Genomic DNA, 14,199 nt, shown 5'->3' with positions numbered 1-14,199 from the left:
GTAGCTATATACGGACGGGATAACCGCTGAAGGCATCTAAGCGGGAAACCCACCTGAAAACGAGTATTCCCTATCAGAGCCGTGGAAGACCACCACGTTGATAGGCCGGGTGTGGAAGTGCGGCAACGCATGAAGCTTACCGGTACTAATAGCTCGATCGACTTGATCATTCTCATTACAAATATCCATCCAAAACGCCACAAAAGGCGTCAAAAGGTGAATAGTAAGTCGTCAGTAGCTGAGTAGAAAAAAGCAGAAGTAGTGTCCTCACTACTCACTACTCACCTCCCCAAAACCCAGCTTCTCATTTGCTTGTTGCGCTTTGCTGACCTGGTGGTTACAGCGGGGTGGCCGCACCCGATCCCATTCCGAACTCGGCCGTGAAACGCCCCTGCGCCAATGGTACTTCGTCTCAAGACGCGGGAGAGTAGGTCGCTGCCAGGTCTGCCAAACGCAACAAACAAAGCTTCTCGACAAAACACACAACAACAAAACAAGCGCCGCACCAAACGGCCCTTTCCATGCAAGCGCAAGCCCGCGCACCAAAGGAAAGCGCAAGCGCATACCGCACACAATTGACGCGGGGTGGAGCAGCCCGGTAGCTCGTCAGGCTCATAACCTGAAGGTCACAGGTTCAAATCCTGTCCCCGCAACCAACATCACAAAACAACAACCCACACAAAAGCCCGGCATGCCCCGGGCTTTCGTGCGTTCAAGCGGCAAATTCAATCGAAGCCAACAGCCACCGTGTTGGAGCCACAAACGAGGACGACGACACGCTCAGCTTTTTGAGGGACATAGCGGCCCGAGAGTAGGGCGGCCATCGCCGCAGCCCCGCCGGGTTCGGCAACGATCCGGACAGTGTCCCACAGCGCCTGCTGCGCCTTGCGGATCTCGTCATCCGCTACCAGCACTGACGCGCCCACATAGGCTTGCGCGATTGGAAACATGAGATTGCCGACGCGGCGCGGCGCCAGCGAATCGGCGGCGATCCCGCCGGCGGGAGCGTCGACGGGCTTACCCGCCGCGAGCGCATGATTGAGGGTTGGAGCGCTTTCGGGTTCGACCGCGACAATCTTGATGCGGCCACGCAGCCATGAGGCGATACCGCCAACGAGACCACCGCCTCCGACTGCTACCAGCAGCGTGGTTGTTTCCGGAAGGTCCGCTTCGATTTCACGCCCGAGCGTCGCCTGGCCGAGCAGCGTCTCGACCTGATCATAGGCGTGGACGGCCAGCGCATCTGTCTCGGCAACGAATCGTTCACTTGTTTCGAGGGCATCGGCGTAGCGCTCGCCGCCGATCACGAGCCTTGCACCATAGCTGCGAATCTTGTCGGCCTTCGCCGACGAAGTGACGCTTGGCACGAAGATGGTGGCAGGCACGCCGAGCCGCATGGCAGCATAAGCGACCGCCGCGCCATGATTGCCGCCCGAGGCGGCAACGACACCGGCCGCGGGAACCGGCCGTGTCAACAGATTGGTAAAGGCCCCGCGCGCTTTGAAGGACCCCGAGTGCTGCAAACATTCGAGTTTGAGCGCTGTGGGGAGAGCGGCCATGCCGAAATCGTCAAGATCCACATGGAGCACGGGCGTGTGCCGGATATGCGGCCGGATGATTTCTTCGACAGCAGTGATACGTTCAGGCGTGATATCTATGGGCATGATCGCACCATATTTCGCGGCTAGGCACAAAAGCAAGATCGATCGAGCGACGACAACGGCCTATCGATGATGATCTTGGCCATGGAAAGAGCAATGAGCAGAAATTCGATCGTTTTTTGGATCTTCAGTCTTCTGGCCGCAGCAGCCAGCGGCGTGTTCTACGGCTACTTCTACAACGGAAAAATATCGGCGATTGGCGCGGTCTTCGCCCTGTTCCTTTGCATTCCGCCGCTGCTCTTCGAACGGGGAAACCTGTTCCCCCGACTTTTCGATCGGATCAATGCACTACCGACCCCGAGCTATATCTTTTGCTCGCTCCTTGCCAATTACCTGCTCATTGGTATGGGCTACTTCGTTTGCGGCACCCTGCTCTGGGCCCTCGGCTTTATACCCGGTGCCTGGTGGCAGGAGGCAATCCTGCCGACAAGCATATGGATCTACACGCTTGTCATTCTGGCGGTCCTGAGCTTTGTTTCGCGTGTACGCGAGCTTCTCGGGCGCGACATCTTTGCCAACCTCCTGATCGGGCGCTATCGCAAACCGATCGAGGAGGAGCGCATCTTTCTCTTCGTCGATTTGGTCGGTTCGACGACCTTTGCCGAAGAGTTCGGCGATCTGCGGGCGCAGCAGTTCCTCGGCGCGCTCTTTGCCGCGTTTGCCGGACCCGTCCGGCGGCACAACGGGACCATCGACGACTACGTCGGCGATGCTGCGATCATTACCTGGCCTATGCAGCGGGGCCTGCGCAATGCCGATTGCGTCGCATGTCTCTTCGACATCATCGATGTGATCGAGTCAAACTCGGAAAAGTGGCTGAGTGAATTCGGCCGCGTGCCGCGTCTGCGCGCCGCCTTGCATGGTGGGCCGGTGGTTACTGCCGAGATCGGGGTGGACCATCACAAGATCACCTATTTCGGCGATACGGTAAACACGACGGCACGGCTCGAACAGCTTTGCCGCAGTTTGAACACGCCGGTGCTGATCTCAAGCGATCTTGCCGCGCGGCTGACGCTGCCCGACGGTATTCGCAGCAACAATCTCGGTACTCATGCGGTTCGGGGAAAGGGCCAAAGCCTCGGCGTCATGGCCCTTGTGCGCCCGCGCGGTAAGCAGTCAGAACTCGTGGCGCAGCGGGCCTAGAACCTCGATATTTTCCGCACGGGCCGCAACTGCAAGGCGCCTACCCAGCGTTGCAAGGGCATGTTTTGATTGATCGCCAGTGCGCCCTCAGCTGGCGCAGCACTCTGTTGGCCTCGGCATTCTGCTCGTACGCTCGTACCTAGGAAGGGGCCATGTATGCATCGACAATCAAAGCCACTTTCAGCGGCGGCCTTCTTCGAATTCTGGCCTTTATTTCCTGAGCGGTAAAAGAGTCGGGGAGGCCAGCTTGGTCAAGCCATGGCCAAGCAGAATGTTCTCCTACAGACAAATTCTGTCCGTAAAGCGTCAAAATTGCTTTTAGAGCGATGACAGGCCATGTGCGGTGCGATATGTTCGGAACGTCGAGGGCCTTGTGATTTGCGAGAAGGCAAGGCCCTGTCAGCTTGCGGGAGAGTGGCCAGTGTGCGAGTGCGCCGGTCCACCGAAGGGGAAATCGCCCGAAATCTCTCAGGTACCAGGAACCGCAAGCCGATAAGGCAACTCTGGAAAGTCGGGGGAGACCCCGCGCCGAAGGTGTAAGTTCAGCCGGTGCCAAGGCGCCGCGAGCGAGTCTCTCAGGCTTCCGACAGAGGGGTAAAGCATCATTCCGTCGCTGTGGCGGAGGTCTTTGCATGTCTCTGGAGTAAAAATGGGCGCTGAAGTCAATCCTGAAACCGACGAACTGAAATCGCTGCCACTTGGCGACCTGCACGAAGCGGCAAATGCGCGCTTCGGCGGCTTTGCCGGCTGGTCGATGCCGATCACCTATCCGCTCGGCGTAATGAAGGAACATCTGCATACGCGCGAAAAGGCGGGCTTGTTCGATATCTCGCATATGCAGCTTTTCGAGATCGCCGGGAAGGGTGCCGCGGCGCTCCTGTCCCGTGCCTGTCCGCTCTACGCGGGCTCGCTCGCGACCGGTCAGTCAAAATATACTTTCTTTCTCAATGAACAGGCTGGGATTATCGACGACCTGATCGTCACGCGGCTCGGCGACGAACGCTTCATGGTTGTCGCCAATGCCGGCAATGCCGCCGCGGATGAGGCGCATCTGCGCGACCTCGCCAAGGATTTCAAAGCCAGCATCGATGCCCTTGACCGCGTGTTTCTGGCAATTCAGGGCCCGCAGGCGGCAGATGTTTTGCAGAAGGCAAGCATTGCTGGCACCGATCTTGAGTTCATGCACGGGTACGAGCCTCAGCCTGGCTGGTTCATGAGCCGCTCGGGTTATACGGGCGAAGATGGTTTTGAGATCGGCCTTCCGGAAGCGGACGCCCGCGCACTCGTCGCCAAGCTTCTCGCGGACGACCGCGTGACATGGATTGGGCTCGCCGCGCGCGACAGCCTGCGGCTCGAGGCTGGCCTTTGCCTGCATGGCCAGGACATTACGCCGGAGATCGATCCGGTCGATGCGGGGCTCACCTGGGCCATATCGAAGCAAGTTCGTGGTGAGGGCGGCTTTATTGGCGCTACAGCGCTACAGGCCAAGCTCGCCGCCGGGTCAGGGCGCAAGCGCGTTGGCCTGAAGCCCGAGGGGCGCCAACCTGTCAGATCCGGTGTGACGCTTGTCGATGCCGGCGGCAACCCTGTCGGGATCGTTACCTCCGGTGGATTTGGTCCATCGGCGGGCCACCCGGTTGCCATCGGCTATGTCGAGAAGGCGCTCGCGCCGACTGGCTCACAGATATTTGCCGAGATACGCGGCAGCCGCATCGCGCTCCATGTCCACCCGCTTCCCTTCGTTACCCATCGTTACCACAAAGGATAATTGAAATGGCTGTCACTTATTTCACTGAAGATCATGAATGGCTGCGCGTTGAAGACGGGATTGCGACAGTCGGCATTACCGACCATGCGCAGGACCAGTTGGGCGATCTCGTTTTCGTGCAATTGCCGGAAGTCGGGCAAACGCTTGCAAAGGGCGATGCTGCCGTCGTCGTCGAGTCGGTCAAGGCCGCTTCGGACGTCTACGCGCCGGTCGACGGCGAAGTGACAGAGGTCAATGAGGCGGCAGCCAGCGACCCAGCCCTGGTCAATTCTTCGGCGGCCGGCGATGGCTGGCTGTGGAAAATGAAGCTTGCGGATACCAACCAATTGACCGGCCTTCTCGACGAAGCCGGCTACAAAGCAATTATCGGCTGATTATCATGCAGAACAAGGGCATCTTTCCGTTCACCGACCGCCACATCGGGCCAAGCCTTCAGGGCTCGCGTGCCATGCTTGCGGCAGTTGGCATTCCCTCCCTCGAAACGCTCATCTCCCAGGCGGTACCGAAATCCATCCGGCTCGAGCGTCCCCTCGACATTCCCGAAGCAGTGAATGAGGCCGAAGCGCTCGCCGAACTCTCGGCAAAGATGGCGCAGAACAAGACCCACAAGAGCTTCATCGGGCAAGGCTATCACGGGACGCATGTGCCCGCCGTTATCCAGCGCAACCTTTTCGAGAATCCTGCCTGGTACACGGCCTATACGCCGTACCAATCAGAAATAAGTCAGGGCAGGCTGGAGCTTCTATTCCATTTCCAGACCCTCGTGACCGAATTGACCGGCTTGCCGGTCGCGTCGGCGTCCTTGCTTGACGAGGCGACGGCCGTGGCAGAGGCGGTCGGCATCGCCTACCGGCATCATCGTGAGAAGCGTACCCGCGTTGTTCTGGCCGGTGATGTGCATCCCCAGATTCTCGACGTGGTTCGCACCCGCGCCGAGCCACTCGGGATGAGCGTCAACGGCGGCGCGATCAACGCTGAAGTCGCAGCAATCATCGTTCCATGGCCGGATACATATGGCGTCTACAGGGATCATTCCACCGCCATTCGGGACGCAAAGGCATCCGGCGCTCTGGTGATAGCGGTCGCTGATCCTTTGGCGTTGACGATCACCGCCCCTCCGGCATCGCTCGGCGCCGATATTGCCGCGGGATCGATGCAACGCTTCGGCGTGCCCGTCGGTTATGGTGGTCCGCACGCCGCCTATCTCGCCGTAGCGGACGCACTTACGCGTCTTATTCCGGGCAGGCTGGTCGGCCAGTCCGTGGACAGCAAGGGCCGCCCTGGTTACCGGCTTGCCCTGCAAACCCGCGAACAGCACATCCGCCGCGACAAGGCGACTTCGAACATCTGCACGGCGCAGGCATTGCTGGCGAACATGGCCGTTTCCTTCGCCATTTGGCATGGACCACAGGGGCTGCAGGCGATTGCTTCGCGCGTACACAGCCAGGCGGTCCGCCTTGCCGCTGCTTTGGAGGCCGCAGGCATCGGGCTTGCCGGCAAGCGCTTCTTCGACACGCTTACCGTCGATGTGCCGGGCAGGGCGGGGGAGATTGCCGCCACTGCGGAAAAGGATGGACGCCTGCTTCGGATCATCGATGAAAATCGGCTTGGCCTCACGCTTGACGAAACCACGACCGAGGCGGATTTGCAGGCTCTCGCCGCCCTGTTCGGCGCGATCTTGCCTGATGATACGGACACACGCCTGCCGGGCGAACGCCGCGCAGAGGGGTTCATGACCCAGGAGGTGTTCCATCAGCAGCGCTCCGAGACGGAGATGATGCGGTTCCTGCGTCGCCTCGCCGACAAGGATCTTGCGCTCGACCGGGCCATGATCCCGCTCGGCTCCTGCACGATGAAGCTGAATGCGGCGGCCGAGATGCTACCTGTGAGCTGGCAAAGCGTCGCCAATGTTCACCCGTTTGCCCCGGCCGATCACGCGCTCGGCTATAAGGCGCTCACGGCTGACCTCGAAACATGGCTCGCGGAAATCACGGGCTTCGATGCGGTGTCCCTGCAGCCGAATGCTGGCAGTCAGGGCGAATATGCCGGTCTCCTTGCCATTCGCCGTTATCATCTCGATCGCGGCGATGCGCATCGCGACATATGCCTCATTCCGGAATCGGCGCATGGCACCAATCCCGCCAGCGCCCATATGGCGGGAATGCGCGTTGTTGTCGTCGCCTGCGAGGAAGCGGGCGACATCGACCTCGACGACCTGAAGGCCAAGGCGGAACTGCATGGTGCCAATCTGGCGGCACTGATGATCACCTATCCCTCGACGCATGGCGTCTTCGAGGAGGGTGTCAAGGACATCTGCGCCATCATTCATGCACATGGCGGGCAGGTCTATTTCGACGGCGCCAATCTCAATGCCCTCGTCGGGCTGGCGCGTCCCGGTGATATCGGCGCGGACGTATGCCATATGAACCTGCACAAGACCTTCTGCATTCCCCATGGCGGCGGCGGACCGGGCGTTGGCCCGATCGGTGTCAAGAGCCACCTTGCTCCCTTCCTGCCGGGGCATGTCGAGCTCAATACGGGCCACGCTGTTTCAGCCGCGCCCTTCGGCAGCGCATCGATCTTGCCGATCACCTGGATGTACATTCGCATGATGGGCGCAAACGGCCTGAAACGCGCGACGGAAATGGCCATCCTCAACGCCAACTACATTGCAGGCCGGCTCGAGAACCACTATCCGGTTCTGTTCAAGGGCCGCAATGGCCGCGTCGCCCATGAATGCATCCTTGATACAAGGGTGCTGAAGGAGAGCGCCGGGGTGACCGTGGAAGACATCGCAAAACGGCTCATCGACTACGGCTTCCATGCGCCGACCATGTCCTGGCCAATTCCGGGGACACTGATGGTTGAGCCGACGGAATCGGAATCGAAACGCGAGATCGACCGATTCTGCGATGCCATGATCGCGATCGCCGGTGAAGCGGCAAAGGTTGCGAGCGGCGCTTGGCCGAAGGACGACAATCCACTGGTCAACGCACCGCATCCGGCAGACGATGTTCTGGCCGACGATTGGGCGTATCCCTATAGCCGGAGCGAGGCGAGCCTGCCGGCCGGACCGAGCGACGAGAACCCGAAATATTGGCCGCCGGTCTCGCGCATCGACAACGTGGCCGGAGATCGCAACCTCGTCTGCTCATGTCCGCCGATGGAGGCCTATAGCTAAGCCAAGCGCCTCCTTATCCTTCGGGAGGGGGCGCTTCGTGTTGCGCCGTTGCTCTTACCAATTGGGCGTGAGACTGCCTTCGTCGGCACTATCTGAAACGTTGAACTCTTCGGCAAGCCGGCGGAGCGCCGCCGGCAATGCCCGAAGGTCTTCCGAACCGAAATGAAGGTGGGTCAACCGCCTGCGGATAAGTTCGGCAACAACCCGGGCTTGCATGCCGTCACGCGAGCGTTTGGCAGCATCGCGGTCCGCACGACGCGACAGCCACAATTTATGAAGGGCGAAGGCCCGGGGATCCGGACAGGAAAAGGTGAGCGGATAGCCGCGTTGGTCGATCACGACGGCCGAAACCTTGGGACTGTTGACGAGCCAGGCAAGCCCTTCGATTTCAACGGCGCGCAGGTCTTCGTCGTCCGAGCTGAATCCTGACCTGCCGCCCCCCGACATGATGTTCTTCGGCGTCGGCTTTATCAGATCGACGAGAAAGCCGTCGCGGTTGGCTGCCCTGTAGCTGTTCTTCGCCAGTGGTGCGAAGGAATGGTCAACTTTTTGCAGGATTCCGATCAGGCCTTTCTGCGAAAAGGTCCTGCCGATCAAGCGCAGGCTGAATCTCGAGTCCATGAGGAGATCAACGTCTTGCGTCGAGAGAAGGCCGCTCGTGACATGTCCCCCCGCAAGGCGCTCGTAGACGAAGAGGGCGTTGGTTCCGACGATGTCAATGGCGGTGCCGATCAGCCCGAGCTTGTCCAGTGCTCGGATGATGCGGGCCGTCAATTGCGGTACGCGTCCGAGCGACATGGCGCGGTTGACCGGAGCAAGTTCATCGAGACGCTGCGCGAGGCTGCCGACGCGCTCCTTCGAGTTCTCGCGCCCGGCGTGAAACTGGCCGAATGTTGTTTCGGTTTCCGTGGAACGCGGACCAAGTGATTTCCAGATGCCGCCGGATTTCTTGTAGAGGTATTCCTTGCCGTTTGTGCTCGTCTTCCACGACATGGAACCGGAAAAGCGCTGCTCGTATTCCTTCGAACTCGCCTTATAGGATTCATAAACCTGTTCGGTATTCACAAGTTGGCGAATCTGATCGGGCGATAATTCGTTGAAATTATTCATCTTATCCCATGAGAACTAGAAATGCGTCGTATTGGGGATAATATCGCGATTTGGCGATGTTATAAAGCGATATTAGATAGGATTATCCCTTTGCCATATAAAATGCAGTTGAAAAGGGATAATCCAACGAAAACTGACTCGCAGGCCCCCCAACAGGCATTCCTTCGCGCAAAGTATAACTCCCAGCGGCGGTGAACGGAGACCGCCCCACAGCCACGACATTGAAGAGTTCGCCATCAACAGATATTCCGGTTTCCAAAACTTTGAAGTATCGATCTGGCGAACAATCGGAGTTCCATAAGATATCTTACGCCGCAAATGTGTGTAGCGGCAGAGTTAAATGTCCGGTATTTGCAATTTATGACAACCTACCGCCTCTTTGCAACGAGTGATGGGAAGTGATTTGGGGCTCAGCTTGTGCCGCCCAGACTGAGGGTCAGCTTGACCTCCGTGGCATCTCTGGCGACCCTCCGAAGCGCTTGGTACCAGGGAGAATCAGGGCCACCCAATTCATCGACGAATTGCTGCAGATTGATGAAATGAAGATGATCAAAATCCACCGGGCAGCCGGGGCCGCCGCCCTCGATCGCGTCCCATAAGGCATCAAGGTTGCGTCCGAAATTTGCCGGGAATCTGGGGTTTGTCGAATCAAGGTAACGTTGGAAGAATTCCTCAATCGTGTAAATTCCGGTGCAATCAATAAGGGCGGTACGTTGATAATCGTTCATGTCAAAATACTTTCCAACTGTCTAAATAAATGATGTTTAAAACTTACACCGACGCCATGGCCTTCTGGATGATCGCGGGGTCGATCGTGAACAGTTCCTGGGCGCGCCCTACCCCGCGCAATGCGAAGCGGCCGACGCAGACCAGCTTCAAGCGGAATGCATCCGGGAGCGTCGCAGCATAGCGCTCCGAAATCAGGATCTCCTGGTCGACGGACCGGCACATCGAAGCGATACGGCTGACCTCGTTTACAGCAGGACCGACCACCGTGAAGTCAAGTCGCGTGTCACTGCCTATATTGCCGAAGAACACTTCGCCAATATGCAGGCCGAGGTAGACATTGGTCGCGGGTTGTCCGGCTTCGACCCGTTGCCGGTTGAGAACGGTCAGTTTCTTGCGCAGGAGCGCCTGGGCCTTCAAGGCCGCTGTGGCTGCGTCGGCGGAATCGCCGTCGGTAAAGATCGCGAGCGTACCGTCACCGATCAGTTTCAGCACGTCGCCGCCCATCTCCTGGATCGACGATATTACGGCCTCTGCATAATCGTTGAGCATGGGAATGATGGCGTCGGGCGCGGCAGCGTCGGAAATGCGCGTGTAATCACGAAGATCCGAATACCAGAGCACGGCCTCGATTCGATCGGCGGCGCCACGATTGATGCGGCCGGCAAGCACCCGTTTGGCGGCGTCGTGGCCAAGGTAAACCTCTGCCAGCGTCCTGACGATTCGCGTCAGCGAAGCGCATTTCATCGCGAGTGCAAGACTGCTTACCAGCCGTCGCAGGGCGATGATGTCCGCATCGCTGAAACCCTCTTCATGGTCGGAGGCCCAGGACGAATAGAATCCATCCATTTCGCCGATGCTGCCCTGCTTCGAAAACGGCACGATCATAGCAAAATAGTCTGTGCAGCCCTCGTCTCGCATCGAGGCGAGTTGGCGGAACGATGGTGTTTCGTCGGCTGTCAGCCTGTGCCGCATTTCGACCTCGCCGATCTCCAGCAAATGATAGAAAGTCGATGCCTGCCAATTCTCGGCGCTCTCGCCGCTTTGCGACGAGCCATACTCGATGATGGTGCGTTCCAGTTCGCCCTCGCGCCGCCAGAGAAACACTCTCCCCTCATAGATCGGATGAAGCGTATCGACGAATGTATTGCCGCGTTCGAGCTTGATGCCCGCTGCAACGCATCGATCGCAGAACCCGTTCATAAGATCGGTTTCGGTTGCACCGCAGATGCCTTGGGCATTGAGCCAGGTTTCGATTTCAACGATTTCGGCTTCGGTCACGGTTTCTTCACCCATGCTGCAACTGATAAAAGAGGTAGCACGACCTGCACATTTGACCAAGAATTCTCAGCGGCAAGTGCCCGTCCGCGCTTGGGATCGAGAAATCCACTGACTGTTGCGAAATATTCCAAGTCATTCATAATACATAGGAAAAATCATTTCTATCAGCATATCATGGACTTGGAATAGTACTAAAGTCTCATTGACACGGGACCCGCAACTAAATACACGCATAACGTGGCATAATTTAGAGAATACAACGAATCCGAGTGTTGATAAATCTTGCTTGAATCAAAAAAGCAAGGCGATGGACGACTTTTGCTTTTCTTTTTAGTGAACCGAATTTACGGTTGGCAATATATTGCAATTTATTTCAGGCGGGTTGATTTTGAGTTCGGCATTTTCTCTTTGCGTTCATTCTTTCGCGTTGCTGTGTTCCAATGGTTGAGCGTGGCGGCGACACGGCGACCCTGACGCCGGACAAAGGTCTCGACTCACGTTATTTCAGCGAAGCGGTGCGCTGGGAAAACGACGTTATTCGTACGGTTAAGCGGTCAAGGCGTGTTGCCTGGATCGTCGCTGGGTTCAGCGCCTTGCTCGCCGGCCTCGCCATGGCCTGCCTTGCCCTGCTCCTGCCGCTGAAAAGCTTCGAGCCTTATGTTATTGAGGTCGACAAGACGACGGGCTTCATGGAGATCAAGCGGCCGCTCGCCGAGGGCGACCTGACGCAGTCGGAAGCGATCACCCGGATGAACGTGGTTCGCTATGTAAAGGCGCGCGAGACCTATGATCCTGCTTCCGTTCAGGACAATTTCGATCTGGCGCAACTCCTTTCGACCGGGGATGCCCAGCGGGATCTTCTCAACCTCTATGGCCCTTCCAGCCCGACCAACCCTGTCAATCGGTTTGGCCGCCAGACCCGTGTGCTTCCGACCATCAAGTCGATCCAGATACCCAACAACAAGACCGCCATCGTGCGTTTTTCCACCCAGCGCGTAGGTCAGGATACCGGGCCCGAAGAGCATTGGGTGGCGCTCATGCATTTCCGCTATTCGCGCGAACCGATGACCAATGAGTGGCGGTTCGACAATCCGCTCGGCTTTCAGATCCAGGACTACCGGCGCGACCAGGAAAGCGTGCCGGCATCGGAACAGGGGCATTGATGATGACGCTGTTCTCCGTTCGCCGATTGCAATTGATTGCGCCGCTCGTTTGCGCCGGGGTTCTCGCCGCAAGCCCGGTTCTCGCCGAAATTGCGCCGAAGCGCGGTCAGGCCGATGCGCGCGTACGCACCGTCAACTACAATCCCGCCAATGTTGTCTCGGTCGATGCAACCCACGGCGTCTCGACGATGATCGTCCTCGGCGATACCGAGAAGATCGAAACGGTAGCGGTGGGTGACAGCCTGTCCTGGAAGATCGAGCCCAACAAGCGTGGCAACATCATCTTCCTGAAGCCGGTCGAGGCCAAGACGACGACGAACATGAACGTCGTCAGCGACAAGCATGTCTACACGTTCATCCTGCGGGCCCATGCTGAATCTGAAGGCGACCAGACATATCTGGTCAAGTTCCGCTATCCGGACGAGGAGGCGGATTCGCGACTGCTGGCGGAAGCGCAGCGCCTCGTCTCCGAACCCAACCGCGCCAATTTCCAGTTCGAGAATTCCAATACGAATTACCAGTTCCGCGGCGATGGCGAGTTGAAGCCGACCTACGCCTTCGACGATGGGGTGAAGACCTGGTTCAAGTTTGACGGCGACATTCCCTCGATCTTCATTGTCGAAGGCGGCAAACGGGAAATTTTGGCCAACTTCCGCCGCGAAGGCGAATATTTGGTCGTCGACAAGATCGCCAGGCAGTGGATGCTGCGGCGCGGCGATCTCGCGCTGTGCCTGTTCAACATGCAGAAGATCGGCGGCTCCGCCGTTGCGGCCAGGACCACCTCTTCCAATGAGCGGATGAGGTAGAGCCATGCCTGATCCCAATTATCATCAAAACGTCGAACTCGAGGAAAGCGCGCAGTCGCAACTGTCGGAGCCGAAGCGCGGCTTGAGCAAGGCTGCCATCGTCGTGCTTTTTGGCATGGTTTCGATTCCCCTTCTGGCGATGCCGTTCTGGTTGGCGCAGCCGAAGGCGCCGGACAATGTGGAATCGAATGAGAACGAGGAATTCCTCGCACCGCCAGCAAAAGTGCAGCTGAACGTGCCGCCGCCGGAGCCGGAAGCACCGGCGACGGCGCCGACACAGCCGACGGGGGGCTCGGCGACGGACGCCGAACTCGAGCGGGCGAAACAGGCCGCTGAGGAAGAGGCGCGCCGCCTCGCCGAAGAGCGCAAGGCCCTCGAGGCCGAAAGGCTGGCACGCGAATCCGAAAACGACCAGAAGAGATGGGAACGCTACCGTTCGCCCATGGTCGTGACCGAGACCGGAGGCCAGGTCGACCCGCTGGCTCAGGCAGGCAAGACTCCCGAACAGGCGGAAAAGGAAAAGAGCGCCGCAACCTTCCAGGACGCCAACCCGAACAACCAGTTCCTCTCGGCCTTGGCCGCCAAGCCTGTGGAAGTCGCGACGGCTGAGCAAACCAAGCGCATCGACGCGCTGGTGCCGCAAGGCACGATGATCCGGGGTGTCCTCGAAACGGCGGTGCAGACCGACCTGCCCGGCATGGTGCGCGCAGTAACGACGGAGGACGTGTGGTCCTTCGATGGGCGCCGCGTGCTCATCCCCTCGGGTTCGCGCATGATCGGCGAATATAATGCGGGTGTTGCACAGGGCCAGACCCGTGCCTTCATCGTATGGAACCGGTTGCTTCGTGCAGATGGCGTGTCACTCAATCTGGGCTCGATCGGGACCGACGAACTCGGCGTCTCGGGCTCGGCCGGTGCCGTTAACAACCATTATCTCAAACGCTTCGGCGCGGCGGGTGTGCTGAGTCTGATTAGCGCGGGTTCCCAAATTATGGCGGCAACCAGCATGCCGACTAACGATGTCGGATACACTATCAAATCGATCCCAGGTCCGAGCGACCCGACTAAAAGTATTACGATACAAACGCCCACTACTAACAAGGTCGCGCTCAACGATATGGCCATGCAGGGCGCGGCGCTTGCGGTGCAGAATTTTACTCAACTGGCTCAGGAGGCCATTAAGAGCCAGATCAATATTCCGCCGACGATCAGTATCAATCAGGGCACACCGGTTGCGATCTTCGTGCGGCGCGATCTCGATTTTTCCGAACTTTATCCCGATCCCGTTCAGGAGAAGCTCAAGGAACTCAAACGTGGGCGAGGCTGGGATGGCAAATACTGACCGTATTCAAGTCAGGCT

The 14,199-nt window shown here is 58.6% G+C and carries 11 protein-coding genes, 1 tRNA gene, 2 rRNA genes and 1 riboswitch; of the genes, 10 read left to right on the top strand and 4 right to left on the bottom strand.

The window, feature by feature from the left end; genetic code table 11:
• From BR48_RS0120335 to BR48_RS0120325, 3 genes are all read left to right on the top strand, one after another.
• Positions 1-170, top strand: a 23S ribosomal RNA gene (locus tag BR48_RS0120335); the annotation flags it as partial.
• 159 nt (positions 171-329) lie between these two features.
• A 5S ribosomal RNA gene (gene rrf / locus BR48_RS0120330) occupies positions 330-444 on the top strand.
• 135 nt (positions 445-579) lie between these two features.
• A tRNA-Met gene (locus tag BR48_RS0120325) sits at positions 580-656 on the top strand.
• A gap of 69 nt (positions 657-725) precedes the next feature.
• Here BR48_RS0120325 and BR48_RS0120320 read toward each other — a convergent pair.
• Positions 726-1,664, bottom strand: a complete 939-nt coding sequence (locus BR48_RS0120320) for a threonine/serine dehydratase (protein ID WP_027232991.1) — start codon at positions 1,662-1,664, stop codon at positions 726-728.
• Between the two features lie 93 nt (positions 1,665-1,757).
• Between BR48_RS0120320 and BR48_RS25120 the strand changes: the two genes are divergently transcribed.
• From BR48_RS25120 to gcvP, 4 genes are all read left to right on the top strand, one after another.
• Positions 1,758-2,804 (top strand): adenylate/guanylate cyclase domain-containing protein, encoded by a 1,047-nt coding sequence (locus BR48_RS25120; RefSeq protein ID WP_245273618.1) that lies wholly within the window; start codon positions 1,758-1,760, stop codon positions 2,802-2,804.
• A 397-nt stretch (positions 2,805-3,201) separates the two neighbouring features.
• Positions 3,202-3,299, top strand: a riboswitch (glycine riboswitch).
• A 154-nt stretch (positions 3,300-3,453) separates the two neighbouring features.
• Positions 3,454-4,572 carry a glycine cleavage system aminomethyltransferase GcvT gene (gene gcvT, locus BR48_RS0120310; protein WP_036815063.1) on the top strand — a complete coding sequence of 373 codons (1,119 nt, stop codon included), beginning with the start codon at positions 3,454-3,456 and terminating at the stop codon, positions 4,570-4,572.
• Between the two features lie 5 nt (positions 4,573-4,577).
• Positions 4,578-4,946 (top strand): glycine cleavage system protein GcvH, encoded by a 369-nt coding sequence (gcvH, locus tag BR48_RS0120305; protein ID WP_027232989.1) that lies wholly within the window; start codon positions 4,578-4,580, stop codon positions 4,944-4,946.
• Between the two features lie 5 nt (positions 4,947-4,951).
• The gene (gene gcvP, locus BR48_RS0120300; protein WP_027232988.1) at positions 4,952-7,753 is read left to right on the top strand and encodes an aminomethyl-transferring glycine dehydrogenase; all 2,802 of its coding nucleotides are present in this window, start codon (positions 4,952-4,954) and stop codon (positions 7,751-7,753) included.
• 54 nt (positions 7,754-7,807) lie between these two features.
• Here gcvP and BR48_RS0120295 read toward each other — a convergent pair whose 3' ends face one another.
• The 3 genes from BR48_RS0120295 to BR48_RS0120285 all read right to left on the bottom strand — a co-directional run bounded on the left by BR48_RS0120295 (position 7,808) and on the right by BR48_RS0120285 (position 10,870).
• A complete protein-coding gene (locus BR48_RS0120295; protein ID WP_027232987.1) occupies positions 7,808-8,863 on the bottom strand; it encodes a nucleotidyltransferase domain-containing protein in 1,056 nt (351 codons plus the stop codon).
• Positions 8,864-9,273: 410 nt separating this feature from the next.
• Positions 9,274-9,591: a barstar family protein gene (locus BR48_RS25595; protein WP_051615287.1), complete on the bottom strand. Its 318-nt coding sequence runs from the start codon at positions 9,589-9,591 to the stop codon at positions 9,274-9,276.
• Positions 9,592-9,634: 43 nt separating this feature from the next.
• Positions 9,635-10,870: an adenylate/guanylate cyclase domain-containing protein gene (locus BR48_RS0120285; RefSeq protein ID WP_027232986.1), complete on the bottom strand. Its 1,236-nt coding sequence runs from the start codon at positions 10,868-10,870 to the stop codon at positions 9,635-9,637.
• 440 nt (positions 10,871-11,310) lie between these two features.
• Between BR48_RS0120285 and BR48_RS0120280 the strand changes: the two genes are divergently transcribed.
• The 3 genes from BR48_RS0120280 to virB10 are packed head-to-tail and all read left to right on the top strand — an operon-like array spanning position 11,311 to position 14,181.
• Positions 11,311-12,033 (top strand): VirB8/TrbF family protein, encoded by a 723-nt coding sequence (locus tag BR48_RS0120280; protein WP_036815057.1) that lies wholly within the window; start codon positions 11,311-11,313, stop codon positions 12,031-12,033.
• Between the two features lie 2 nt (positions 12,034-12,035).
• A complete protein-coding gene (gene virB9, locus BR48_RS0120275; protein ID WP_051615299.1) occupies positions 12,036-12,839 on the top strand; it encodes a P-type conjugative transfer protein VirB9 in 804 nt (267 codons plus the stop codon).
• Positions 12,840-12,843: 4 nt separating this feature from the next.
• The gene (gene virB10 / locus BR48_RS26800) at positions 12,844-14,181 is read left to right on the top strand and encodes a type IV secretion system protein VirB10 (RefSeq protein ID WP_027232983.1); all 1,338 of its coding nucleotides are present in this window, start codon (positions 12,844-12,846) and stop codon (positions 14,179-14,181) included.
• Positions 14,182-14,199 lie beyond the last annotated feature (18 nt).

The sequence above is a fragment of the Phyllobacterium sp. UNC302MFCol5.2 genome, assembly GCF_000686005.1.
Classification (GTDB): Bacteria; Pseudomonadota; Alphaproteobacteria; order Rhizobiales; family Rhizobiaceae; genus Phyllobacterium; species Phyllobacterium pellucidum.
The sequence above is the reverse complement of the archived record's forward strand: the minus strand, read 5'-3'. Positions and strand labels throughout refer to the sequence as shown.

Excerpts from the sequence above, each read along its gene's own strand:
- BR48_RS0120320 (WP_027232991.1), bottom strand. The coding sequence starts at position 1,664 with ATGCCCATAGATATCACGCCTGAACGTATCACTGCTGTCGAAGAAATC.
- BR48_RS25120 (WP_245273618.1), top strand. The coding sequence starts at position 1,758 with ATGAGCAGAAATTCGATCGTTTTTTGGATCTTCAGTCTTCTGGCCGCA.
- gcvT (WP_036815063.1), top strand. The coding sequence starts at position 3,454 with ATGGGCGCTGAAGTCAATCCTGAAACCGACGAACTGAAATCGCTGCCA.
- gcvH (WP_027232989.1), top strand. The coding sequence starts at position 4,578 with ATGGCTGTCACTTATTTCACTGAAGATCATGAATGGCTGCGCGTTGAA.
- gcvP (WP_027232988.1), top strand. The coding sequence starts at position 4,952 with ATGCAGAACAAGGGCATCTTTCCGTTCACCGACCGCCACATCGGGCCA.
- BR48_RS0120295 (WP_027232987.1), bottom strand. The coding sequence starts at position 8,863 with ATGAATAATTTCAACGAATTATCGCCCGATCAGATTCGCCAACTTGTG.
- BR48_RS25595 (WP_051615287.1), bottom strand. The coding sequence starts at position 9,591 with ATGAACGATTATCAACGTACCGCCCTTATTGATTGCACCGGAATTTAC.
- BR48_RS0120280 (WP_036815057.1), top strand. The coding sequence starts at position 11,311 with ATGGTTGAGCGTGGCGGCGACACGGCGACCCTGACGCCGGACAAAGGT.
- virB9 (WP_051615299.1), top strand. The coding sequence starts at position 12,036 with ATGACGCTGTTCTCCGTTCGCCGATTGCAATTGATTGCGCCGCTCGTT.
- virB10 (WP_027232983.1), top strand. The coding sequence starts at position 12,844 with ATGCCTGATCCCAATTATCATCAAAACGTCGAACTCGAGGAAAGCGCG.